The following is an 18,728-nucleotide window of genomic DNA, read 5'->3' on the forward strand; positions in this document are numbered from 1 at the left end:
TCTCGGGCCGTCGCGCGGCGAAAGGCTGATCGATTTCGCCGCCGGCAGCGCCGACCTGGTTTTCCGCCTGATCCGGCAGCACGGCATCGACTGCGACGCCGTGCAGAACGGATGGATCCAGCCGGCGCATTCGCCTGCCGCCTTTGAAAAGGTCAAGTCACGTGCCGGGCAGTGGGCACGGCGTGGCCGGCCGGCAGTCACATTGGATCGGCAGGAAGTCGAAGCCCTGACAGGCGTGCCAGGCTATGTCGGCGGCTGGATGGACCGTTCCGGCGGCGTGCTCAATCCGGTCGCCTATGCGCGCGGATTGGCCGATGCGGCGGAGAAGGCCGGCGCAAAGATCTTCGAGCAGACGCGCGTCACCTCGGTTGATCGCATAGCCGATGGCTGGATGCTGAAAATGCCCTCTGGCTCGGTACGCGCGGGCAAGGTGCTGATCGCCACCAACGCCTATGGCTGGTCCCTCAATCCGTCGTTGCAGCGAACCTACTTCCCGCTGAAAGTCTTCCAGATCGCGACAGCGCCGCTGCCTCGTGAAGTGCGCAACCGATTGCTTCCCGGCGGGCAAGGTGTCGGTGACACCAGACGCAATCTGTTCACCTTCCGCTTCGACGCCGAAAACCGGCTGATCAGCGGCGGCATGCATATCCTTGGCGCCGGTGCGGATACGCGCGTACCGCAGACGATCTGGCGAAGGCTCGGCCGGCATCTCGGTCTGACCGACCTGCCGCCGCTTGCCTATAGCTGGTCGGGAATGGCAGCGGTCGAACCGGATTTCCTGCCGCACCTGATCGACCTCGGTCCGGGACTGATCGCCGGTCGCGCCTGCAACGGGCGCGGCATCGCCATGACGACGGCGATGGGCAAGGTTCTGGCCGACTGGGCCGCCGGCACCGACGCCCGCGACCTGCCGCTGCCCTTCGCGCCGCCGGCGCCAATACCGTTCCACGCCGTGCTGCGGCACGCGCCCAACATGCTGCTCGGCTGGAGCATGCTGCGCGACCGGCTGGACGGGACGAGCTAGGCCGACGGCTCCCTGGCAGCGTCAAGGTTTGCAGACAGCACAGCGGCCGCCACGGCGATGTCCTCTTCTATGAAAATCCGCACAGTGGGACCGCTGCGCTGCTCCAGTGCGGCGACGATCTTGCGATGCGCGTCGTTGGACTGCGGGATGTAGCGATCGGCCTGCATCAGCAGCTTGAGATAAGGCCCGACCCGCCCCCAGAGGTCGCGGATCATGTTCAAAAGGATCGGCGCGCCGGCATGCTGGTAGATGGCGAAGTGGAACGCCTCGTTCAATGAGAGATAGGCCCTGGCGTCGCCGGCCTCAATGGCACGCTGCATGCCGGCGAGCGTCGCCTGGATGTCAGCCAGCCCGCTTTCGCTCATCCTGGTCGCCGCCATCTCGCCCGCCAGTCCCTCGACGGCGATGCGGATGCGCGTCAGCTCCTCGAAGGCAGGCGCGGACAGCAACGGCACGATGACCGAGCGGTTGTTCTGCATCTCGAGCAGCCGCTCGGCGACAAGCCTCTGCAGCGCCTCGCGGATCGGTGTCGTCGAGATGCCGAACGTCTCGGCGAGCTTGCGGATGACCAGCGCCTGGCCCGGGCTGAAGCCGCCGGAAATCAACTCCTGCTTGAGCGCGCCATAGGCGCGGTCATTCAGGGTCTGATGTTCAAGCTTCAGCATACGCGGGCCGCTCCGATCACCGGTTCGACAGAGCGCGATCGAGCGTCTCGGCCAGTTGCTCGGCATTGTCCCTGGCAAAGGGCAGTGGCGGCCTGATCTTCAGCACATTGCCGCGCGGACCGCAGGACGAGATCAGCACGCCGTCCTCGCGCATGGCTTCGACGACCGCCGATGTCTTGGTGGCGGCCAGAGCCTCGTCGCCGTCCGCCGTCAGCTCGACGCCGAAATAGAGGCCGTTGTGCCTGACATCAGCGACCGCGCCGTGCCGGCCCTGCAGGGCGCGCAGCAGTTCACTCGTATAGGCGCCGACATTGCGCGCATTCTCGATCAGCCCCTCGCCTTCGATGACATCGAGAACGGCGAGGCCGACAGCGGCCGCGACCGGGTTGCCGCCGAAGGTGTTGAAGTAGCCGGTGTTCGAACCGAAGGAGGCGACAAGCTGCGGCCGCACGAGCACGGCGCCCATCGGGTGCCCATCGCCGATCGGCTTGCCCATCGTGACGATGTCAGGCTCGATGCCATAGTTTGCGAAGCCCCACATGCCCTGGCCAAGCCGGCCGAAGCCGGACTGGACCTCATCGGCGATGACGATGCCGCCGGCCTTTTTGACGTGATCCGCCGCTTCGCGCATCACCGCCGCATCGGGAAAGAAGATGCCGTCGCTGGAAAAGGCGGAGTCGAGAAGCAGCGCCGCCGGCTGGATGCCTTTTGCTCGCATGTCCTCTATGGCAGCGGCGACATTTCCGGCGAAATCATGCGCGGCCCGGCCATGGTCGCGGAACGTGTCCGGCGCTGCCACCGTGCGGTGGTGCGCTGGCACCCCCTTTGCCCCGACCGCCGCCGGCGACAGTTGCGCCGTCGCTATGGTGGCGCCGTGATAGGCGAAATCGGTGATGATCACCCCGGTGCCGCCGCTGGAATGCTGGGCAATGCGGATGGCAAGGTCGTTCGCCTCGCTGCCGGTGCAGGTGAACATCGCGTGGCCGAGATGGACCGGAACGGTGCCGAGAAGCTTTTCCGCGTAATCGAGGATGATCTCGCTGAGATAGCGTGTGTGGGTGTTGAGCGTTGCGGCCTGCCTCGAAAGCGCCTCGACGACGCGCGGATGGCAATGCCCGACCGAGGCGACGTTGTTGTAGGCGTCGAGGAACTTGCGGCCCTGGGCGTCGTAGAGCCACACACCGCTGCCGCGCACCAGATGGATCGGGTTGCGGTAGAAGGCGCGGTAGGTCGGCCCAAGCAGCCTGGCGCGGCGTTCGAGCAGCGCGCGCTCCGATGCAGCCGCGTCGGCATTTGCGGGGTATGGCGAGGACTGGGACACGGGAATCTACTCCGGATTGGAATGGTCGAGAAAATAGCGGCGGGCATCGGTGGACGACAGGCCGTTCAACCGTTCGAGTGAAGCCCAGACTTCGGTGGCGAGGCGCAGCACGTAGTCGCGCTTGGCCGGGAAACGCTCGGCCTGCCAGCTGGCGATGTTGACGATGAGCGAAAGTCGGGCACGGATCAGATCGAAAAGAATGCCAATCTCTTCCTCCTCCAGTGGTTGGAGCGACTGATAACCTGCGACAAAGCGCGCCGCCGGTGCCAGCGGATGGCCTTCCGCCGGCCAGCGGTAGACGGCGCCGATGGCGAGGTCGCAGATCAGCGGCGAATGGATCATGTCGCCGAAATCGAGAATGCCGCTGACGACCTCCGGCCGCGAAGCATCCATCACCACATTGTAGGAATTCATGTCGTTGTGGACGATCTGCGCGCGCAGGGTGGGAATGACCGGCGCTGCATGCTGCTCGAAGGAGTCGATCGCGCGCTCGACCATCGCCCTCCGAGTCGGATCAGTGATGTGCGCCATCATCGGCCGTGTCTTGGCGACCTTGCGGATGTCCCAGAGCAGGTCGCTGCCGGCGGCCGGGTGGAAGAAGCCGCGCAGCGCCCTGCCAAGGCGGGCGAGGAAGATGCCGAGATTGCGATCCTGCTCCTCGGAAGTCGGCGAGCGCGACAGCAACTGACCGGGCAGATAGGTCACCAGCCGGATGATGCGCGGCGGCGATCCAGCGACTCTAACCGCGAACTGCGCCTCATCCTCGAGGCTTTTGCGCACCGAGGGAACCGGCAAGGTGGGGTCGACCGCAAGTATGTGGTCGAGCGCCTTGTTCTGGAAATCGGTGAAGCCAGCTTCTTCCGCCGGATGGGAGATCTTCAGGACGAACTCGCCCTCGCCGTCGGTCTGAATATGGAAATTGTGGTCGCGTTCGCCAGGCAGCGGACGCGCGGTGCCGGTCAGCCCGTAGTGCCGGCGCAGGATGGCGAGCGCGTCGGCCGTGGAAACATCCGGTGCGTCCTCGGCGAGTGTTTCGCCGAACGCATCGGGCACCGCCGCATTCATGGCTTAGCCTCGATAGGTTCGAGGCCACACCAGTCGGCGATGAACAGCGCGATCGTCTGGGTGACCTTGCGCACCGAGTCGAGATCGACGGCCTCGTCATAGCCATGCGGCATGCGGCAGATCGGGCCGTAGACGATCGCCGGCGTGTCGGCATAGAGGCCGAAGAAACGCGCATCGGTGGTCGCCGAGGTGACGTGTTCCGTCAGCGGCTCGCCCCACACGGCGGTGTGGCTGCGGCGCAGCACCGCTTCCATCTCGTCGGCGCCCTCCAGCACATAGCCCTCGGCCATGAAGCCATTGTAGGTCATCTTGGGTGGTCGGTTGGCCAGGAACGGATCGGCGTGCGCCGCATCGGCAATGCAGGCCTCGAGCTCGGCCCTGGCGTCTTCGAGCCTCTGGCCGGGATAGGTGGCGACGCGCATCTCGAAGACACAGCGCGCCGGAACGCTCGATGTCCACTCGCCGCCTTCGATCTTGCCGAGGTTGAAGCGGATCGGATGCGGGTGATCATGGAAATGCCTGTCATCGACCTTACGCGCGTTCCAGACGATTTCGAGCTGCTTCAGCGCCTGAATGATGACGAAGGCCTTTTCGATGGCATTAGCGCCGGCCGAAAATGCACCCGACGCATGCTGCGGATCGCCGTCGACCTCGACCCTGAACCAGATCGGCCCGACCTGCGCCCGCATCAGCCGCGGCTCCAGCGGCTCGGGAATGAAGGCGGCGTCGGCGCGGTAGCCGCGCTGCAGGCATGCAAGCGCGCCATTGCCGGTGCATTCCTCCTCGACCACAGACTGGAGATACACGTTCGCGGCCGGCTGATAGCCAAGGCTACGCAAGGCGCTCAGCGCATAGAGGCAGGCGGACAGGCCGGCCTTCATGTCGCCGGCGCCGCGGCCATGCATCCAGCCCTCCTCGATCGCCGGGTCGTAGGGATCGCGCACCCAGCGGTCGAGCGGTCCGGTCGGCACGACATCGATATGGCCGTTGAGGATCAGCGAGCGGCCGGTCGCGTTTCGCGGCGTGTGGGTAGCAACGACGTTGAAGGCATCGTCGTAAGAGACCGCCACGGGGGAAAAACCCGGCAGGTCGCGAATCACGTCGACATCGACGCGCCACATGTCGACCGCGTAGCCATCCGCCTCGTAGGCGGCGGCCATAAACGACTGCGCGGGGTGTTCCTCGCCACGTTGGGAGGGAAAGCGCACGAGGTCTTGCAGAAACGCGACCTGTCGGGCGAAGCCATCATCGACTGCGCTCAGAATGGCCTCATCCGCAATCCGCTCAGGCATCATATTTCACTTTCATCTGGATGGTGTATCATATCTCATATGCCATTCCTGTGAAATGCAAGAGGCATGCGCGCCAAACTTTCAGTCCAGGACTTGCCGTTCGATGCTGCCATGGTCTTGGGGGAGTTGGCATCGGATGCAGCAAGCCGATACTGCTATCTCTGGAAGACATGACGAGGAATGCGTTGATCACAGAAGACACGATGCCCGCCGAAATCACCGATCTCGCCATTGGCTACCATCGCCTGCCTGCTGGCAAGCTTGCCAATGCGGTGACCTGGATGGAAGCGCGCACGCCGCAGCCGGATCTCGCGCGCCCCTTGGGCATGACACGGATCACGACGCCCGATTGCGTTTCCTACCGGGCGATCTTTCTCGAGATCGGCGCACCCTGGCTGTGGGACCGCGTTTCCGAAATGTCCGATGCCGAAATCACCGAGCATTTCGCCGACCCGCGCCAGCATCTCTACTACGGCCATGACGAAACCGGCGCGCATCTCGGCATGGTCGAGTTCTTCGCCGCCGACAATAACGAGATCGAGATCACCTATTTCGGCCTGTTCCCGTCCCTGACCGGCCGCGGTTTCGGCAAACGGCTGATGGCCGGGGCACTGGAGCTCGCATGGCGTCTCAACCCGAGCCGCATCTGGCTGCATACAAGCAGCTTCGATCATCACAGCGTCATCGGATTCTACAGCGCCTGCGGGTTCGTGCCCTTCGCTACCGGATTTGAGATCGTCGACGATCCCCGTATCAAGGGAACCTTGCCGCGCGATGCCGCACCGCAAATTCCGCTGATCGAAGCGGAGTGGAGCGGCTGCGGCGACTCTCCCCCAGAGAAGCTACAGGCTGTGCGGACCTAGATGAGAACAGCTCCGCAATCCGTCAGCCAAGCGTCGCCGCACCATCGCCGATGGGTGCGCCGCGAGACCATTCTGTCGACGCTGGAGCGTCATATCGACACCCGCATCGTGCTGTTCGCCGCGCCCGCCGGCTTCGGCAAATCGACGACGATGGCGCAATGGGCTGCGGAAATCGCACGCCACGGCAGGCTGACGGCATGGCTGTCCTGCGAGGCGACGGACAATGATGAGGGCGCCTTCCTATCGCATCTGGTGGGCGCGCTGCGCCATCTGGTCCAGAGCCCGGCGGAACTCGACCTTGCCTTCCAGTCGAGCCCCATCCCGCAGCTCGATGTCGTGCTCGCGGCACTTGTGGCGGGTCTGGCGGCGCGCGAGGCCGACATCACCCTGTTCTTCGACGATTACCACGCCGTCGAGGCGCCGGCGGTGAAGCGGTTCATGGAGCGCCTGACCCGGCAGGCGCCGGAAAATGTTGCTTTCGTCATCGGCTCACGCAGCCTGCCCGACCTGCAGCTCGGCAAGCTCCGGGTGCTTGGCGACGTTTTCGAAATCGGCCCCGACGATCTGCGTTTCGCCTCATCCGAGGCCGAAGCTTTCTTCAACGACAAGCTGGGCCTGAGCGTCAGCAGCGGCACGGTGGAGACCTTGTGCTCGCGCACCGAAGGATGGGCCGCCGGCCTGCAACTGGCCTCTTTGTCACTGAGTGCCGCGCATGCACCGGAAACCGTCATCGGCAATTTTACCGGCGCCAACCGAAACGTCGCCGACTTCCTGATGGGCGAAGTGTTCCTGGAACTGCCGCCGGCGATCGCAAAATTCCTGCTCTACAGCTCGATTTTCGAACGCTTCAGCGCCGAGGCCTGCCGGGCGGTGATGCGCGCGGCCGACGCCGAAGCGGCGATCACCGAGATCGAGACGCGCAACCTGTTCCTGGTGCCGCTCGACGAAGAGCGGCGCTGGTTCCGCTTCCATCATCTGTTCCGCGATTTCCTCAGCCGCGAAATGGAACGGCGCGAACCGGAGATGATCGCGCCGCTGCATCTGGCGGCCGCCGAATGGTTCGGCGAGCGCAAGATGCTGACAGAGGCGATCGGGCACGCGCTGGCCGCCGGCGACCAGGCCCGCGCGGCGGTGTTCGTGGAGAACAATGCGCTCGACCTCATCGCCCAGTGCCAGCTTCTCTACGTGCGCCAACTGCTGGCACTGCTGCCGAGGAAGCTGATCGACCAGCGCATTCGGCTGCAACTGGTCGTGCTGTGGTTGGCGGTGCACAGCAGCCAGCCGGAGATTGCCCAACAGACGCTGAGCAATGCGCGCAAGTTGGTCGAGACCGGACCGACCGACAGCAACGACCCGGGCACGATGACCGGCACAACGATCGAGGCCGAGCTCGTGGTTCTCGCCGCCGCCGTTCACAGCACGCTGGAGCAGTTCGATCAGGCGCGCGACACAGCCCTTGCGGCCCTGCGCGTCATCGCGCCAGATGCCTGGTTCATGGAGGGCGCGACCGCCAATGTCATCGGCTACAACCTCTACGCGCTGGGTGACCTTGAAGGTGCCCGCGCCGCGATCGATGCGGCACGCCGGGCGCATGAGCGAAGCGGCAGCCTGCTCGGCGTCACCATTGCCAATTGCTACATGGCCGTGATCGAGCGTTCGGCGGGCCGCTTGCCCGCCGCCGAGCGGCTGCTGCGCAACGCGATCATCGAGGCTCGGGCGCGGATCGGTGCAAACTCCTATGCCGAGGCCCTGGCCGGCACGCTGCTTGCGGAACTTGCCTATGAGACCAATGCGTCGGGCGAAGCGCTGACCCTGGTCGAGAATCTCGGACCGCAGATCGAGGGCGCGGCGGTCATCGTCTATCCCCTGGCCAGCGTGCCGACCTATGCCCGCGTGCTGCAGCTGACCGGTCGCACCGAAGCGGCACTGGATATGCTTGAACGCGTCTATCAACGCGTACACGGCACGGTGTATCGCCGCCTGGCATCGATGATCGTGCATGACCGCATACGTGTGCTGCTCGATCAGAACCGTATTGCCGAGGCGCGTGCGCTGCTGGCCGAGCATCGGGGCGAAGGGACCGAGGCTTCGGTGGTCATCACTACCGCCAACGAGTTCGAGTTCTTTGCCGAGGGCCGCCTGCTGACGGCCGAGAAATCCTATGCCGCTGCCGTGGGGGTTTTCGACGCGCTGCTCGAGCGCACGAAAGACAGCGGGCGCATGCGCCGCCATATATTGGCGCTGATCCTGCGCGCCAAAGCGGCCAGCGCTGCCCACGACCAACGCGAGGCAGACCGCAATCTCCTCAATGCGTTGCGTCTCGCCCAACCCTCCGGCTTCATCCGTTCTTTCGTCGACGAGGGAAGGCCTGTTGTCGAAGGGTTGATGCGGCTGCGTGCGGCCCAGGCGAAGACCGATCCCGCACTGTCAGCCTATGCGTCGCGCATCATCGATGCCGCGCAGGCGATGCCTGTCGCGACGCGCAAACTGACCGCACCAGCCGCCGAGAAGGAACAGCTCACCCAGCGCGAGGCCGAACTGCTGCGCTATCTCACCGAGGGCATGTCCAACCGCGATATCGCCTTGGCGTTGTCGGTGAGCGAGACCACGGTGAAATGGCATCTGAAGAACATTTTCGGCAAGCTCGCGGTGACCAACCGGGTGCAGGCGGTGCGCGCCGCGCAAGGATCTGCAGGCGCCCATACCCCTCCGAAAGGAGGGGCATAGATAAGAGGCGCGACCCCACTTTCGGGTCGGGCGATCTGATCGTTAGCCTGCTAGCGTCACCTGGTTTTCAGAGGACGCTGCGAATGGCGACAGGCTACGTTTTTCACGAACAGCTGATGTGGCATGACACCGGCTCCAGCGCCGACATGATGCCGCCCGGCCGTTTCGTGGAACCCGGCCGGCATCTGGAATCCCCTGGCTCCAAGCGCCGACTGAACAACCTCATCCAGGTCAGCGGCCTGTCGCGGCATCTGGTGCCGATCATCCCCGAGCCGGTCTCGGTCGACGACCTGTTGCGCGTGCACACGCAACGCCATGTCGACGATATTCGCATGCTCAGCGAACGCGGCTCCGGTTTCGCCGGGCCGCAGGCGCCGATCGGCCTCAACAGTTTTGACATCGCGCTGCTGTCGGCCGGCACCACCTATGCCGCGATGCGCGCCGTGCTGACGGGCCGCGTCGACAATGCCTATGCGCTGGCGCGGCCGCCGGGACACCATGCCGAGCCCGACCAGGCGATGGGCAACTGCCTGTTCTCCAACATTGGCGTCGCTGTCCGCCGGCTGCAGCATGAAGGCCTGCTCGGGCGCGCGGCGATAGTCGACTGGGATGTGCATCACGGCAACGGCACCGAGACGGTGTTCTATTCCGACCCGTCGGTTCTGACCATTTCCGTGCACCAGGACAATCTCTATCCGACCGGGCGCGGTGCGCTGGCCGACAACGGGAAAGATGCCGGCGAGGGCTTTAACATCAACATCCCGCTGCCGGCCGGCAGCGGAACCGGTGCTTATGAAGCGACTTTCGACCGCGTTGTCGCGCCGGCACTGCGCGCCTACAGACCGGACCTCGTCATCGTCGCCTCCGGCTTCGATGCGTCCGGCTTCGATCCACTCGGCCGCATGATGCTCAACAGCGAATGCTTCAGGCGTCTTGCCGCGCGCATGGTTGCGCTGGCCGCCGAGACCTCGCAAGGGCGCCTGATGATGACCCATGAAGGCGGCTACTCCGAGGGCTATGTGCCGTTCTGCGGCCATGCCGTCATCGAGACGCTAGCCAATCACCGTACCGAAGTGGTCGACCCTTTGTCGGACCATATCGACGAATGGGCCGGGCAAGACCTGCAGCTTCATCAGGCCGCGGTGATCGATGCCGCCGAAGGCCTGCTCGCCGGCCTGCGCCAACGTCTCGCCAGTGCGGCCTGACGCGATGGATTTCGTCATCACCACGCTGCTCAATGCGCTGACGCTGATCAGTATCCTGATGCTGGTCGGGCTCGGGCTAGCGATCAGCTTCGGCCTAATGAACGTGACCAATTTGGCACATGGCGAGTTCGTCACCGTCGGCGCCTTCGCGGTCTATTTCGTCCAGAGCATGGGTGGCTCGTTCTGGCTAGGGCTGGTGGCTGCCCCCATCGCCGGCGCGGTGATCGGCTGCATCCTCGAATTCGCCATCATCCGCCATCTCTATTCCAGGCCGGTCTCAACTGTGCTTGCCACCTGGGGCGTCAGCCTGATCCTGCAGCAAGGGCTGGAACTGATCTTCGGTCTCGGCGCCAAGCCGGTGACGCCGCCTATCGAGGGCACGCTCGACCTCTTCTTCACCGTCTACCCGGCCTATCGGCTGATCCTGATCGGCATCGCCATGCTGACCTTGCTCGGCGTCATCCTGCTGATCAGCCGCACGTCCTTCGGTCTCGACATCCGCACCGTCATCCAGAACCGCGAAATGGCCGAGGGCGTCGGCATCAACACGCGGCGCACCTACGCCATCGCCTTCACCTTCGGCGCGGCCATCGCCGGGCTCGCCGGCGGACTGGTCGCGCCGCTGGCGATCGTGCTGCCGCAGATGGGGGTGAACTATCTCGCCAACGCCTTCTTCGTCGTCATTGTCGGCGGCGTCGGCTCGATCGGCGGCCTCGTCGCCGGCAGCGTCTTCGTCGGCGGGCTGACCAGCATCCTCAATTATCAGATCTCGCCGTCGCTGGCGCAGGCGGTCGTGCTGCTGGCGGCCATCGTCGCTGTCCGGCTTCGGCCCAACGGCCTGTTCAACGGAGCGTCGCGATGATCGCCCGCGACCGCAACTGGCTGCTGATCTTCGCCGCCTGCGTGGCGCTCGCGATCATCTATCCGTTCTTTGTCGGCGGGTATCAGCTGACCGTGATCCGCGACGCGCTGATCTTCGGCCTGTTCGCCGCGAGCCTCGACTTCTTCTGGGGCCGCACTGGAATCCTGTGTTTCGGCCACGCTGCGTTTTTCGGCATCGGCGGCTACATCATGGCGCTGATCACGCTCAACGATGCGATCTCCTTCGCCAGCCTGCTTGGCATCATCGGTGCGGTGGCCGGTGCGGCCTTGGTCTCCGCCATCATCGGCTACTTCCTGTTTTTCGGCGGCATCCGTGGCAGCTATTTCACCATCGTCACGCTGGCCATGGGCGTCATCTGCCAGCAGGCGGCGGTCTCCTGGAGCTCGGTCACCGGCGGCGACAGCGGGCTGATCGGCATTCCGCCGATTGCCTTCGATGTCGGCGGGCTGCACGTCGATCTCAGCCAGGACCTGCCCAGCTACATCTTCGTCTCGGCCATCGTCGCGGTGACCGTGCTGGCGCTGTGGTCGATCAGCCGTGGCCGCTGGGGTACGGTGCTGACCGCCATACAGGACAATGAAGTCCGGGCAGCAGCGCTCGGCCACAATGCGCCGTTGCGGCTGCTCGTCACCTTCGTCCTGTCGGCGGCGATCGCCGGCCTTGCCGGCGCGCTCTATGTCTGCATGGCGGGGTTGGTGGCACCGGATCTGTCCGGACTGCTTCTGTCGACGGAAGTCATCGTCTGGGTGGCGGTCGGCGGGCGCGGCACGCTGCTGGGGCCGGTGCTCGGCGCCATCTTCATCCAGCGTGCGCAGCAGACGATCAGCAGTTTCAACCCGAGCCTGTGGCCGCTATTGCTCGGCTGTGTCTTCGTCATCATCGTCTTCGTCCTGCCGGACGGCATCCTGTCGATCTACGCGCGACTGAAAGCCCTGTTCAAAGGCGGGAGGCGCGCACAATGAGCGACATCCTGCTCCAGGCCGAAAATGTCGGCATCCGCTTTGGCGGGCTGCAGGCGCTGGAGGCCCTGAACCTCACTGTACGCGACAAGGAACTCTGCTGCATCATCGGCCCGAACGGCGCCGGCAAAAGCACCTTCCTCAATGTGTTGACCGGTACGCTGCGCCCGACCAGCGGCAGCGTGCGCTTCCTCGGCCACGACATAGCCGGCCTGCCGCTGCATCGCATCGCCCGGCTCGGCATCGCGCGCAAGTTCCAGATCCCGTCCGTCTTCCCGAGCCTCTCGGTGGAAGACAATGTGAAGGTCGCCCGCTGGGGGGCGCCCTCGCCTGTGCGCCCGGTTGGCGAATTGCTGGAATTGGTCGCGCTGAGCAATCGCGCCGCCACACCGGCCGGCGAACTCGCGCATGGCCAGAAGCAATGGCTGGAGATCGGCATGGCGCTGGCAATCGAGCCGCGGTTGCTTTTGCTCGACGAACCCACCGCGGGCATGACGCCGCAGGAGACGCTGGCGACGGCCGATATGCTGCTACGCCTAAAGGGCGAGTTCTCGATCGTCGCCGTCGAACACGATATCCGCTTCGTACGGGCGCTGAACTGCGAGACGCTGGTGCTGCATCAGGGACGCCGCCTGCGCAGCGGTCCTTTCCACGACATCGAGACCGACGAGATGGTCCGCGACGTCTATCTGGGGAGGCGCTGACTATGCTGCGGACAATGGCGGTCTCGGCCGGCTACGGCCCGCTCCCGGTGCTGAACGGCATCGACCTCAGTGTCGCGCCGGGCGAAGTCGTCGGCCTGCTCGGCCGTAACGGCGCTGGCAAGACGACGCTGCTGCGCGTCATCGCCGGCGGCTTGCGGGCGAGCGGTGGCGCCGTGGTTCTCGGTGAAAAGGACCTCACGAACGCGCCAGCTTTCCGCCGCGCGCGGGCAGGCATCGCGCATGTGCCGCAGGGGCGCGGGATCTTCAACCAGCTGACGGTGCGGCAAAACCTGGAGGTCGGCACCCGCGCTGCCAAGGACCGTGGCGACGGCGGCATTCCGGCCGACATCTTCGGCTATTTTCCAATCCTGCGCGAGCGCGAAGCGCAGGTCGCCGGCACGCTTTCAGGCGGCCAGCAGCAGATGCTGGCGATCGGCCGCGCGCTGTGCGGCCTGCCGTCGGTGCTGCTGCTCGATGAGCCTTCGGAAGGCATACAGCCGAACATCGTGCAGTCGATCGCCGAGCTGGTGCCGCGCATCGCGCGCGAACGCAGCATCGCGATCGTGCTGGTCGAGCAGAATCTCGATCTCGTTCTCAAGGCATCGGACCGCTGCCTGGTGATGGAGAAGGGCAGGATCGTCCATGAAGGCGCGCCGGAGGCGTTCGCCGACGAGACCCTGCTGAAGGACCTGTTGGCCCTATAGGGCGCGCCTGAAGCGCGCCTGGGAGCTTGTTGACTTGTAAGGCGTGCATGGGGCGCGTCTGGGACTGGAAGGGAACACAACAATGATAAGCAGAAGAACTGTCTTGAAATCCGGCGGCGCCGCGGCCGCTTTCGCCATGGTCGGTGCGCCGTCGGTCCTGCGCGCCGCCGACACCGTCAAGGTCGGCCTGTCGATCCCGATCACCGGGCTGCAGGCGATCCTCGGCGAGACGCTGCTCAATTGCTACAAGCTCGCCGCAGCCGAGCTCAACGCCGCCAACGGCATTGGCGGCCGCCAGGTCGAGTTGTTCATCGAGGACAACCAGACCACGACCAAGGGTTCCATCGACAAGGCGCGCAAGCTCATCAACGAAGACAAGGTCGATGTGATCATGGGCACGATCATTTCGCCCGAGCGCAGTGCGACGCTGTCGGTGACATCGAAGGCCAAGAAGCTGTTCTTCTACCCGACCAATTTCGAAGGCGGCGAATGCAACCGCTACTTCGTCGCCACCGGCCCGATCCCGATGCAGCAGGTCGACCCGATGATGCCGTGGGTGGCCGAGAACCTCGGCAAGACCATCTACGTCATGGCCTCCGATTATGCCTGGCCGCAGAAGATGACCGAGGCGATCACGGCAGCCTATGAGAAGGCCGGCGGCAAGATCATCGGCGCCGACTATTATCCGTTCGGCACAACGGATTTCGGCCCTGCATTCCAGAAGATCAAGTCGCTGAAGCCCGACGTCGTGTGGTCGATGGTGGTCGGCAATGACGCGGTCACGCAGCTCAAGCAGTATCGCTCTTTCGATATCAAGCAGCCGCTGATCGCACCGCTCGACGAGGTCTTCAACAAGGACGCGCTGCCACCCGGCGTTGCGGCCGGCACCTACGCACCGCAGCCTTACTGGATGGCGCTCGACAATCCGGTCAACAAGAAGTTCATCGCGAGCTTCCGCGAGAAGTTCGGCAAGGAGAAGATGGTCAACGGCATCGGCGAAGCCGGCTACAACGGCCTGCATCTCTACGCCCTGGCCGCCGAGAAGGCCGGATCGCTGAAGGACGATGATGTGCTCAAGGCGCTGCCGACGATCGAGTTCGACGCGCCGCAAGGCAAGATCCGGGTCGATGCCAGCAACAACCACACGCTCTGCCATTCCTATGTCGGCAAGGCGGCCGCAGACGGCATCAGCTATGAAATCGCCAAGGATTTCGGCACCATCGCGCCGGTCACGCCTTACTGTAAGCTGTAGGAGCTCCGGCAACGGCTCCAGGCAATCCTGACGGCGGCTTTGCCGCCGTCAGCTCGCTTGCGGCGCCGGCAGCCGTTCGCGCAATTCGTCGACGAGCACCCTGGTGTTTTCGGAATAGTCGATGGGCACGACGACGAGGTGTACGCCGCCGCCGGTGAAGGCCTGTTCCAGCGCCGGCCGCAAGTCGGCGATCTCCGTAACCCTGGTCCCCCTGGCGCCATAGGCCTCGGCATATCTGACGAAATCGGGATTGCCGAAGGTCATGCCGAAATCCGGGAATTCGTCGACCGCCTGCTTCCAGCGGATCATGCCATAGGCATGGTCTTCGAGCAGCAGAACGACGAGGTTGAGCTTGAGCCTGACGGCGGTCTCCAGTTCCTGGCTGTTCATCATGAAGCCGCCATCGCCACAGATGGCCATGACACGGCGCCGCGGATAGAGCAGTGCCGCCATCATCGCCGACGGCAAGCCCGCGCCCATGGTGGCCAGCGCATTGTCGAGCAGGATCGTGTTTGCCATGCGCGTCCGGTAGTTGCGCGCGAACCAGATCTTGTACATGCCATTGTCGAGGGCGAGGATCCCGTCCGGCGGCATCACGGCGCGCACGTCATGCACGATGCGCTGCGGCGTGAAGCGATCTTCGGTGGCGCGCGCGGCGATTCGGCTCAGAATGCGTTCCCGCAGCGGCAGCAAGGCCTGTGCATTGGGGACCTTGCCCTCGATGCGGTCGGCCAGCAGCGCCAGCGAAGGACCGAGGTCGCCGACGATTTCGGCTTGCGGGAAATAGACCTGCTCGACATCGGCTGAATGATAGCCGACATGAATGACCTTCGGCCCCTTTGCCCCCATGATGAAGGGCGGCTTCTCCACCGTGTCGTGACCGATGGTGATGATCAGATCGGCCTGTTCGATGGCCTCGTGCACATAGTCGCGCTCCGAAAGGGCTGCCGTTCCCATATAGAGCTCCGTGCCGCCAGGCACGGTGCCCTTGCCCATCTGCGTGGTGAAATAGGGAATTTGCGTCCGCAGCACGAACTGGGCGACATCGGGAGTCACGCGCGGTCGCGACGCCGCCGCACCAAACATCAGCAGCGGACGCCTGGCTTCCATGATCATACGGGCGGCGCGATCAAGCGCGCCCGGGCTGGCCAGCGGCAGTTCGACCGGATGCGTTGGCACGAGTGCTACCGGTTCACACTCGGCCGCCGCAATGTCTTCCGGCAATTCAAGATGTACGGGGCCGGGACGCTCTTCCTGGGCGACACGGAAAGCTTCGCGAACCAACGAGGGGATCATCTTCGGCGAGACGATCTGACGCGACAGCTTGGTCAGCGGCTTCATCGCCGCGACGATGTCGACGATCTGGAAGCGCGCCTGCCGGGATGACAGGATGCCTTTCTGGCCGGTGATCATGATCATCGGCATCGCGCCGAGCAGCGCATAGGCCGAACCGGTCGAAAGGTTGAGCGCGCCCGGGCCAAGCGTGGTGATGCACACACCCGGCTTGCCGGTAAGCCTGCCATAGGTGGCGGCCATGAAAGCGGCTGCCTGCTCGTGGCGGGTCAGGATCAGCTGGATCGAGGAGCGGCGGATGGATTCGACGATATCGAGATTTTCTTCGCCCGGAATGCCGAAAATCCGCTCGACCCCTTCGTTCTCGAGGGCCGCGACGAACAGATCCGAACCTTTGGTCATGACCACCTCTCCCGCAACATTCCGTCGGCCACCTTCATATGGCATCGGAACGCGACGCCTCAAAGAGGCATCTTCGGCTGCGGGTCAGCGGCGCGTGTTGCAGCTCGCCGCTTTCGGCGAGGCGAAAAGTTCCTTCGGTGCAGACCACTGGCTGAGCGGTGCGCCGCGCGTGCCGGTGATCAGCGAACGCAGTTCTGACAGATAGGTCTGCACGAAGAACGAGGTCTGGCTTTCCAGCGGCGTATAGGGACCCGGCCGGTAGGCGCGCGACATGATGCCGTCGGCATTGTCCTCGGTGATCTTCTTGTCCTGCACCGTGGTGACGTCCCACATCCAGCTGATCGCATCGGCGTCGATGTCGCCATCGGCGTCCTTGTCGACGAGCCAGGTCAGAATGACGTCGGTTTCCGTGGCGCTGCGCGGTATCATCTGGAACAGCGTGACATAATCATTGGCAGCACTTGCAAACGACAGGCGTCCGAGGCGGAAGCCGCTTTCGCCACCATCATAGGCGTGACGGCCGCCCATCAGGCATGAGACCCCCTCACCCGTATTGGACAGCGTGTTGCGGCCGGATCCGATCGGCTTGCGGTGCATGGCAAACGGCATCGTGTCGAGGTCGCCAGCCTGCCACGCGCCCTTGTGGAACTCGGCATCGCCGATGACGCTGTGCCAGGCCTCGATTTCATTCTGCCACTCGACCGCCTTGTCGGCGTCGCGGGTCGCGGTCACTTTGACATGGCCGTTGACGCGGTAATATTCGGGATGAGCCGGCCGGCAGTGATAGCATTCGAGGAAGTTCTCGAGCACCAGCTTCCAGTTCGCCTTGGTGAGATAGTTCTTGCGCGCGACGATGCGTGCACGGTCAAGGCCGTTTTCGCGCAAGCCGCCGGTCAGCCCGTCCGCGACAGGCTGGATGTCGGGCAGCGAATTGGCATCAAGGCCGCAGAACACGAGGCCGCCGAAATGCTTGCAGGGCACGCGGTGCAGTCCCAGCGCTTCCGGATCGACGCTTTCCGGTAGATCCTGCCGTGACTGCAACTCGCCGGTCAGCCTGAACGACCAGGCATGGTAGGGGCAGACCAGAAGCTTGCCGCGACCATCCTTGGCGCAGAGCCGCGAGCCGCGATGGGTGCAGACATTGTAGTAGGCCGCGACGTCCTCCTCGCCGTCGTCGAAGCGCACGACGATGATCTCCTCGTCGAAAAGCTGGCGCACGATGTAGCGGCCCTTTTCTGGGACCTCGCTGGCATGGGCGACAAGCATCCATTGACGCGGAAACCACAAGTCCCGTTCCAGCGCGAAGATGGCAGGGGCCGCGTAGAAGGCCTGTTCCAGCGACCAGTCCGGACGTTGCCGGTCGATCAGCCTGACGGTCTCGCTTCTGTCGATAGGCTGGCTGTTCGATGTGTAGGCCTGCACGGCAAACACCTTTCTGCTCGCTGGCGTTCGAATGACGTTTCGATAGAGTGTGCGATGCGGAAAGGCTTGCAGCAAATACAGAAATGATAGACCTTCATATCGAAAAGGCATGAAAGCAGGTTTGGATCGTGAAAACCCTCAAGACATCGCTTCCCCTGCTGAACGCCATGGTCGTCTTCGAGGCTGCCGCCAGGCATGGCGGGCTGACGCTGGCCGCACAGGAGCTCAACATCGCACAATCGGCGGTCAGCAGGCATGTCGCCAATCTCGAGCGCCAGTTGTCGGTCGAGCTGTTCACGCGCAGAGGCAACCGCGTCGCCGTCACCGGGGCCGGCAACACGCTGGCCGAAGCGATCCGCGAGGGTCTCGGCACCATCAGGCAAGCGGTCGAGGATTTGACCGCGCACGACAGCGATACATTCGTGATCGGCTGCAGCCACGACTTCGCGCAGGCATGGCTGATGCCGCGCTTCGGCCTCATCACATCGCAGGTTGCCGATGGCCGGGTGCTGCTGCAGACATCCACCGACTACAGGGATTTCGACCAGCCTGAAGTGGCATTGTCGATCCGTTTCGGCGAAGCCGGGCAATGGCCCGAATTCGTGACCGAAAAACTGCTCGAGGGTGAGTGGTTCCCGGTTTGCGCGCCGGCGTTCCTGGCGCGTTATCCGGCGCTCGCCTCGGAAGAGCCTGAGGCTTTCCTGGCAGTGCCGCTGCTGCATCAGGTGACGCCGCCGGGCGCGATCGACAGTTGGCAATCGTGGGTCGGAACCGACCGGAAACTCGACGGACCTCGGTTCACCGGCTACATGTCGATGATACACGAAACCATCGCCGGGCGCGGCGCGGCGCTCGCCTGGGCGGGATTTGCGGACGAGCATCTGCGCCGCGGCCAGCTCGTCCGGCTGACCAAGACCTCGCGGCGCCACGCCGGCTCCTTCCACATC

At 64.4% G+C, this 18,728-nt stretch carries 16 protein-coding genes; 10 read left to right on the plus strand and 6 right to left on the minus strand.

Features of this window, described 5'->3' with window-relative positions; genetic code table 11:
- The coding region (locus EN949_RS17535) for an FAD-dependent oxidoreductase (RefSeq protein ID WP_245472439.1) at nucleotides 1–1,024 on the plus strand (1,024 nt) is incomplete at its 5' end.
- On the opposite strand, the gene EN949_RS17540 is transcribed toward EN949_RS17535, so the two are convergent.
- From EN949_RS17540 to EN949_RS17555, 4 genes are read right to left on the minus strand one after another with little or no spacing between them, the layout of a single operon-like run.
- On the minus strand, nucleotides 1,021–1,689 hold the full coding sequence (locus EN949_RS17540) for a GntR family transcriptional regulator (protein WP_024502527.1): 669 nt from the start codon (nucleotides 1,687–1,689) through the stop codon (nucleotides 1,021–1,023). The genes EN949_RS17535 and EN949_RS17540 overlap by 4 nt on opposite strands.
- Before the next feature lie 16 nt (nucleotides 1,690–1,705).
- Nucleotides 1,706–3,010, minus strand: coding sequence for an aspartate aminotransferase family protein (locus EN949_RS17545; protein ID WP_127370930.1), 1,305 nt, complete (start codon nucleotides 3,008–3,010; stop codon nucleotides 1,706–1,708).
- A 6-nt stretch (nucleotides 3,011–3,016) separates the two neighbouring features.
- On the minus strand, nucleotides 3,017–4,075 hold the full coding sequence (locus EN949_RS17550) for a phosphotransferase (protein WP_127366425.1): 1,059 nt from the start codon (nucleotides 4,073–4,075) through the stop codon (nucleotides 3,017–3,019).
- Complete coding sequence (locus EN949_RS17555) at nucleotides 4,072–5,367, minus strand: ArgE/DapE family deacylase (protein WP_164754957.1); 1,296 nt, start codon at nucleotides 5,365–5,367, stop codon at nucleotides 4,072–4,074. The genes EN949_RS17550 and EN949_RS17555 overlap by 4 nt, the downstream gene beginning before the upstream one ends.
- 203 nt (nucleotides 5,368–5,570) lie before the next feature.
- Here EN949_RS17555 and EN949_RS17560 point away from each other — a divergent pair, with 203 nt between their 5' ends.
- The 8 genes from EN949_RS17560 to EN949_RS17595 all read left to right on the plus strand — a co-directional run bounded on the left by EN949_RS17560 (nucleotide 5,571) and on the right by EN949_RS17595 (nucleotide 14,664).
- On the plus strand, nucleotides 5,571–6,230 hold the full coding sequence (locus tag EN949_RS17560; RefSeq protein WP_245459217.1) for a GNAT family N-acetyltransferase: 660 nt from the start codon (nucleotides 5,571–5,573) through the stop codon (nucleotides 6,228–6,230).
- Complete coding sequence (locus EN949_RS17565) at nucleotides 6,231–8,957, plus strand: LuxR C-terminal-related transcriptional regulator (protein ID WP_127366428.1); 2,727 nt, start codon at nucleotides 6,231–6,233, stop codon at nucleotides 8,955–8,957.
- An 83-nt stretch (nucleotides 8,958–9,040) separates the two neighbouring features.
- Nucleotides 9,041–10,162 carry a class II histone deacetylase gene (locus EN949_RS17570; RefSeq protein ID WP_013532992.1) on the plus strand — a complete coding sequence of 374 codons (1,122 nt, stop codon included), beginning with the start codon at nucleotides 9,041–9,043 and terminating at the stop codon, nucleotides 10,160–10,162.
- Nucleotides 10,107–11,024: an urea ABC transporter permease subunit UrtB gene (gene urtB, locus EN949_RS17575; RefSeq protein WP_245321927.1), complete on the plus strand. Its 918-nt coding sequence runs from the start codon at nucleotides 10,107–10,109 to the stop codon at nucleotides 11,022–11,024. The genes EN949_RS17570 and urtB overlap by 56 nt, the downstream gene beginning before the upstream one ends.
- Nucleotides 11,021–12,007 (plus strand): branched-chain amino acid ABC transporter permease, encoded by a 987-nt coding sequence (locus EN949_RS17580; RefSeq protein WP_024502520.1) that lies wholly within the window; start codon nucleotides 11,021–11,023, stop codon nucleotides 12,005–12,007. The genes urtB and EN949_RS17580 overlap by 4 nt, the downstream gene beginning before the upstream one ends.
- Nucleotides 12,004–12,708 (plus strand): ATP-binding cassette domain-containing protein, encoded by a 705-nt coding sequence (locus tag EN949_RS17585; RefSeq protein WP_013532995.1) that lies wholly within the window; start codon nucleotides 12,004–12,006, stop codon nucleotides 12,706–12,708. The genes EN949_RS17580 and EN949_RS17585 overlap by 4 nt, the downstream gene beginning before the upstream one ends.
- A gap of 2 nt (nucleotides 12,709–12,710) precedes the next feature.
- Entirely contained in the window at nucleotides 12,711–13,412 is a 702-nt protein-coding gene (locus EN949_RS17590; RefSeq protein ID WP_127367023.1) for an ABC transporter ATP-binding protein, read from the plus strand.
- 103 nt (nucleotides 13,413–13,515) lie between these two features.
- On the plus strand, nucleotides 13,516–14,664 hold the full coding sequence (locus EN949_RS17595) for a substrate-binding protein (protein ID WP_245459333.1): 1,149 nt from the start codon (nucleotides 13,516–13,518) through the stop codon (nucleotides 14,662–14,664).
- A 48-nt stretch (nucleotides 14,665–14,712) separates the two neighbouring features.
- Here the strand turns inward: EN949_RS17595 and EN949_RS17600 are convergent, their stop codons facing one another.
- Nucleotides 14,713–16,359 carry an acetolactate synthase large subunit gene (locus EN949_RS17600; RefSeq protein ID WP_127370931.1) on the minus strand — a complete coding sequence of 549 codons (1,647 nt, stop codon included), beginning with the start codon at nucleotides 16,357–16,359 and terminating at the stop codon, nucleotides 14,713–14,715.
- A gap of 84 nt (nucleotides 16,360–16,443) precedes the next feature.
- Nucleotides 16,444–17,781 (minus strand): aromatic ring-hydroxylating dioxygenase subunit alpha, encoded by a 1,338-nt coding sequence (locus tag EN949_RS17605; protein WP_164754818.1) that lies wholly within the window; start codon nucleotides 17,779–17,781, stop codon nucleotides 16,444–16,446.
- Nucleotides 17,782–17,909: 128 nt separating this feature from the next.
- Between EN949_RS17605 and EN949_RS17610 the strand changes: the two genes are divergently transcribed.
- Nucleotides 17,910–18,728: LysR family transcriptional regulator (locus tag EN949_RS17610; protein ID WP_127371740.1), on the plus strand; the 819-nt coding region annotated here is incomplete at its 3' end.

Source organism: Mesorhizobium sp. M7A.F.Ca.US.007.01.2.1, from assembly GCF_003998165.1.
Lineage (GTDB): Bacteria > Pseudomonadota > Alphaproteobacteria > Rhizobiales > Rhizobiaceae > Mesorhizobium > Mesorhizobium ciceri.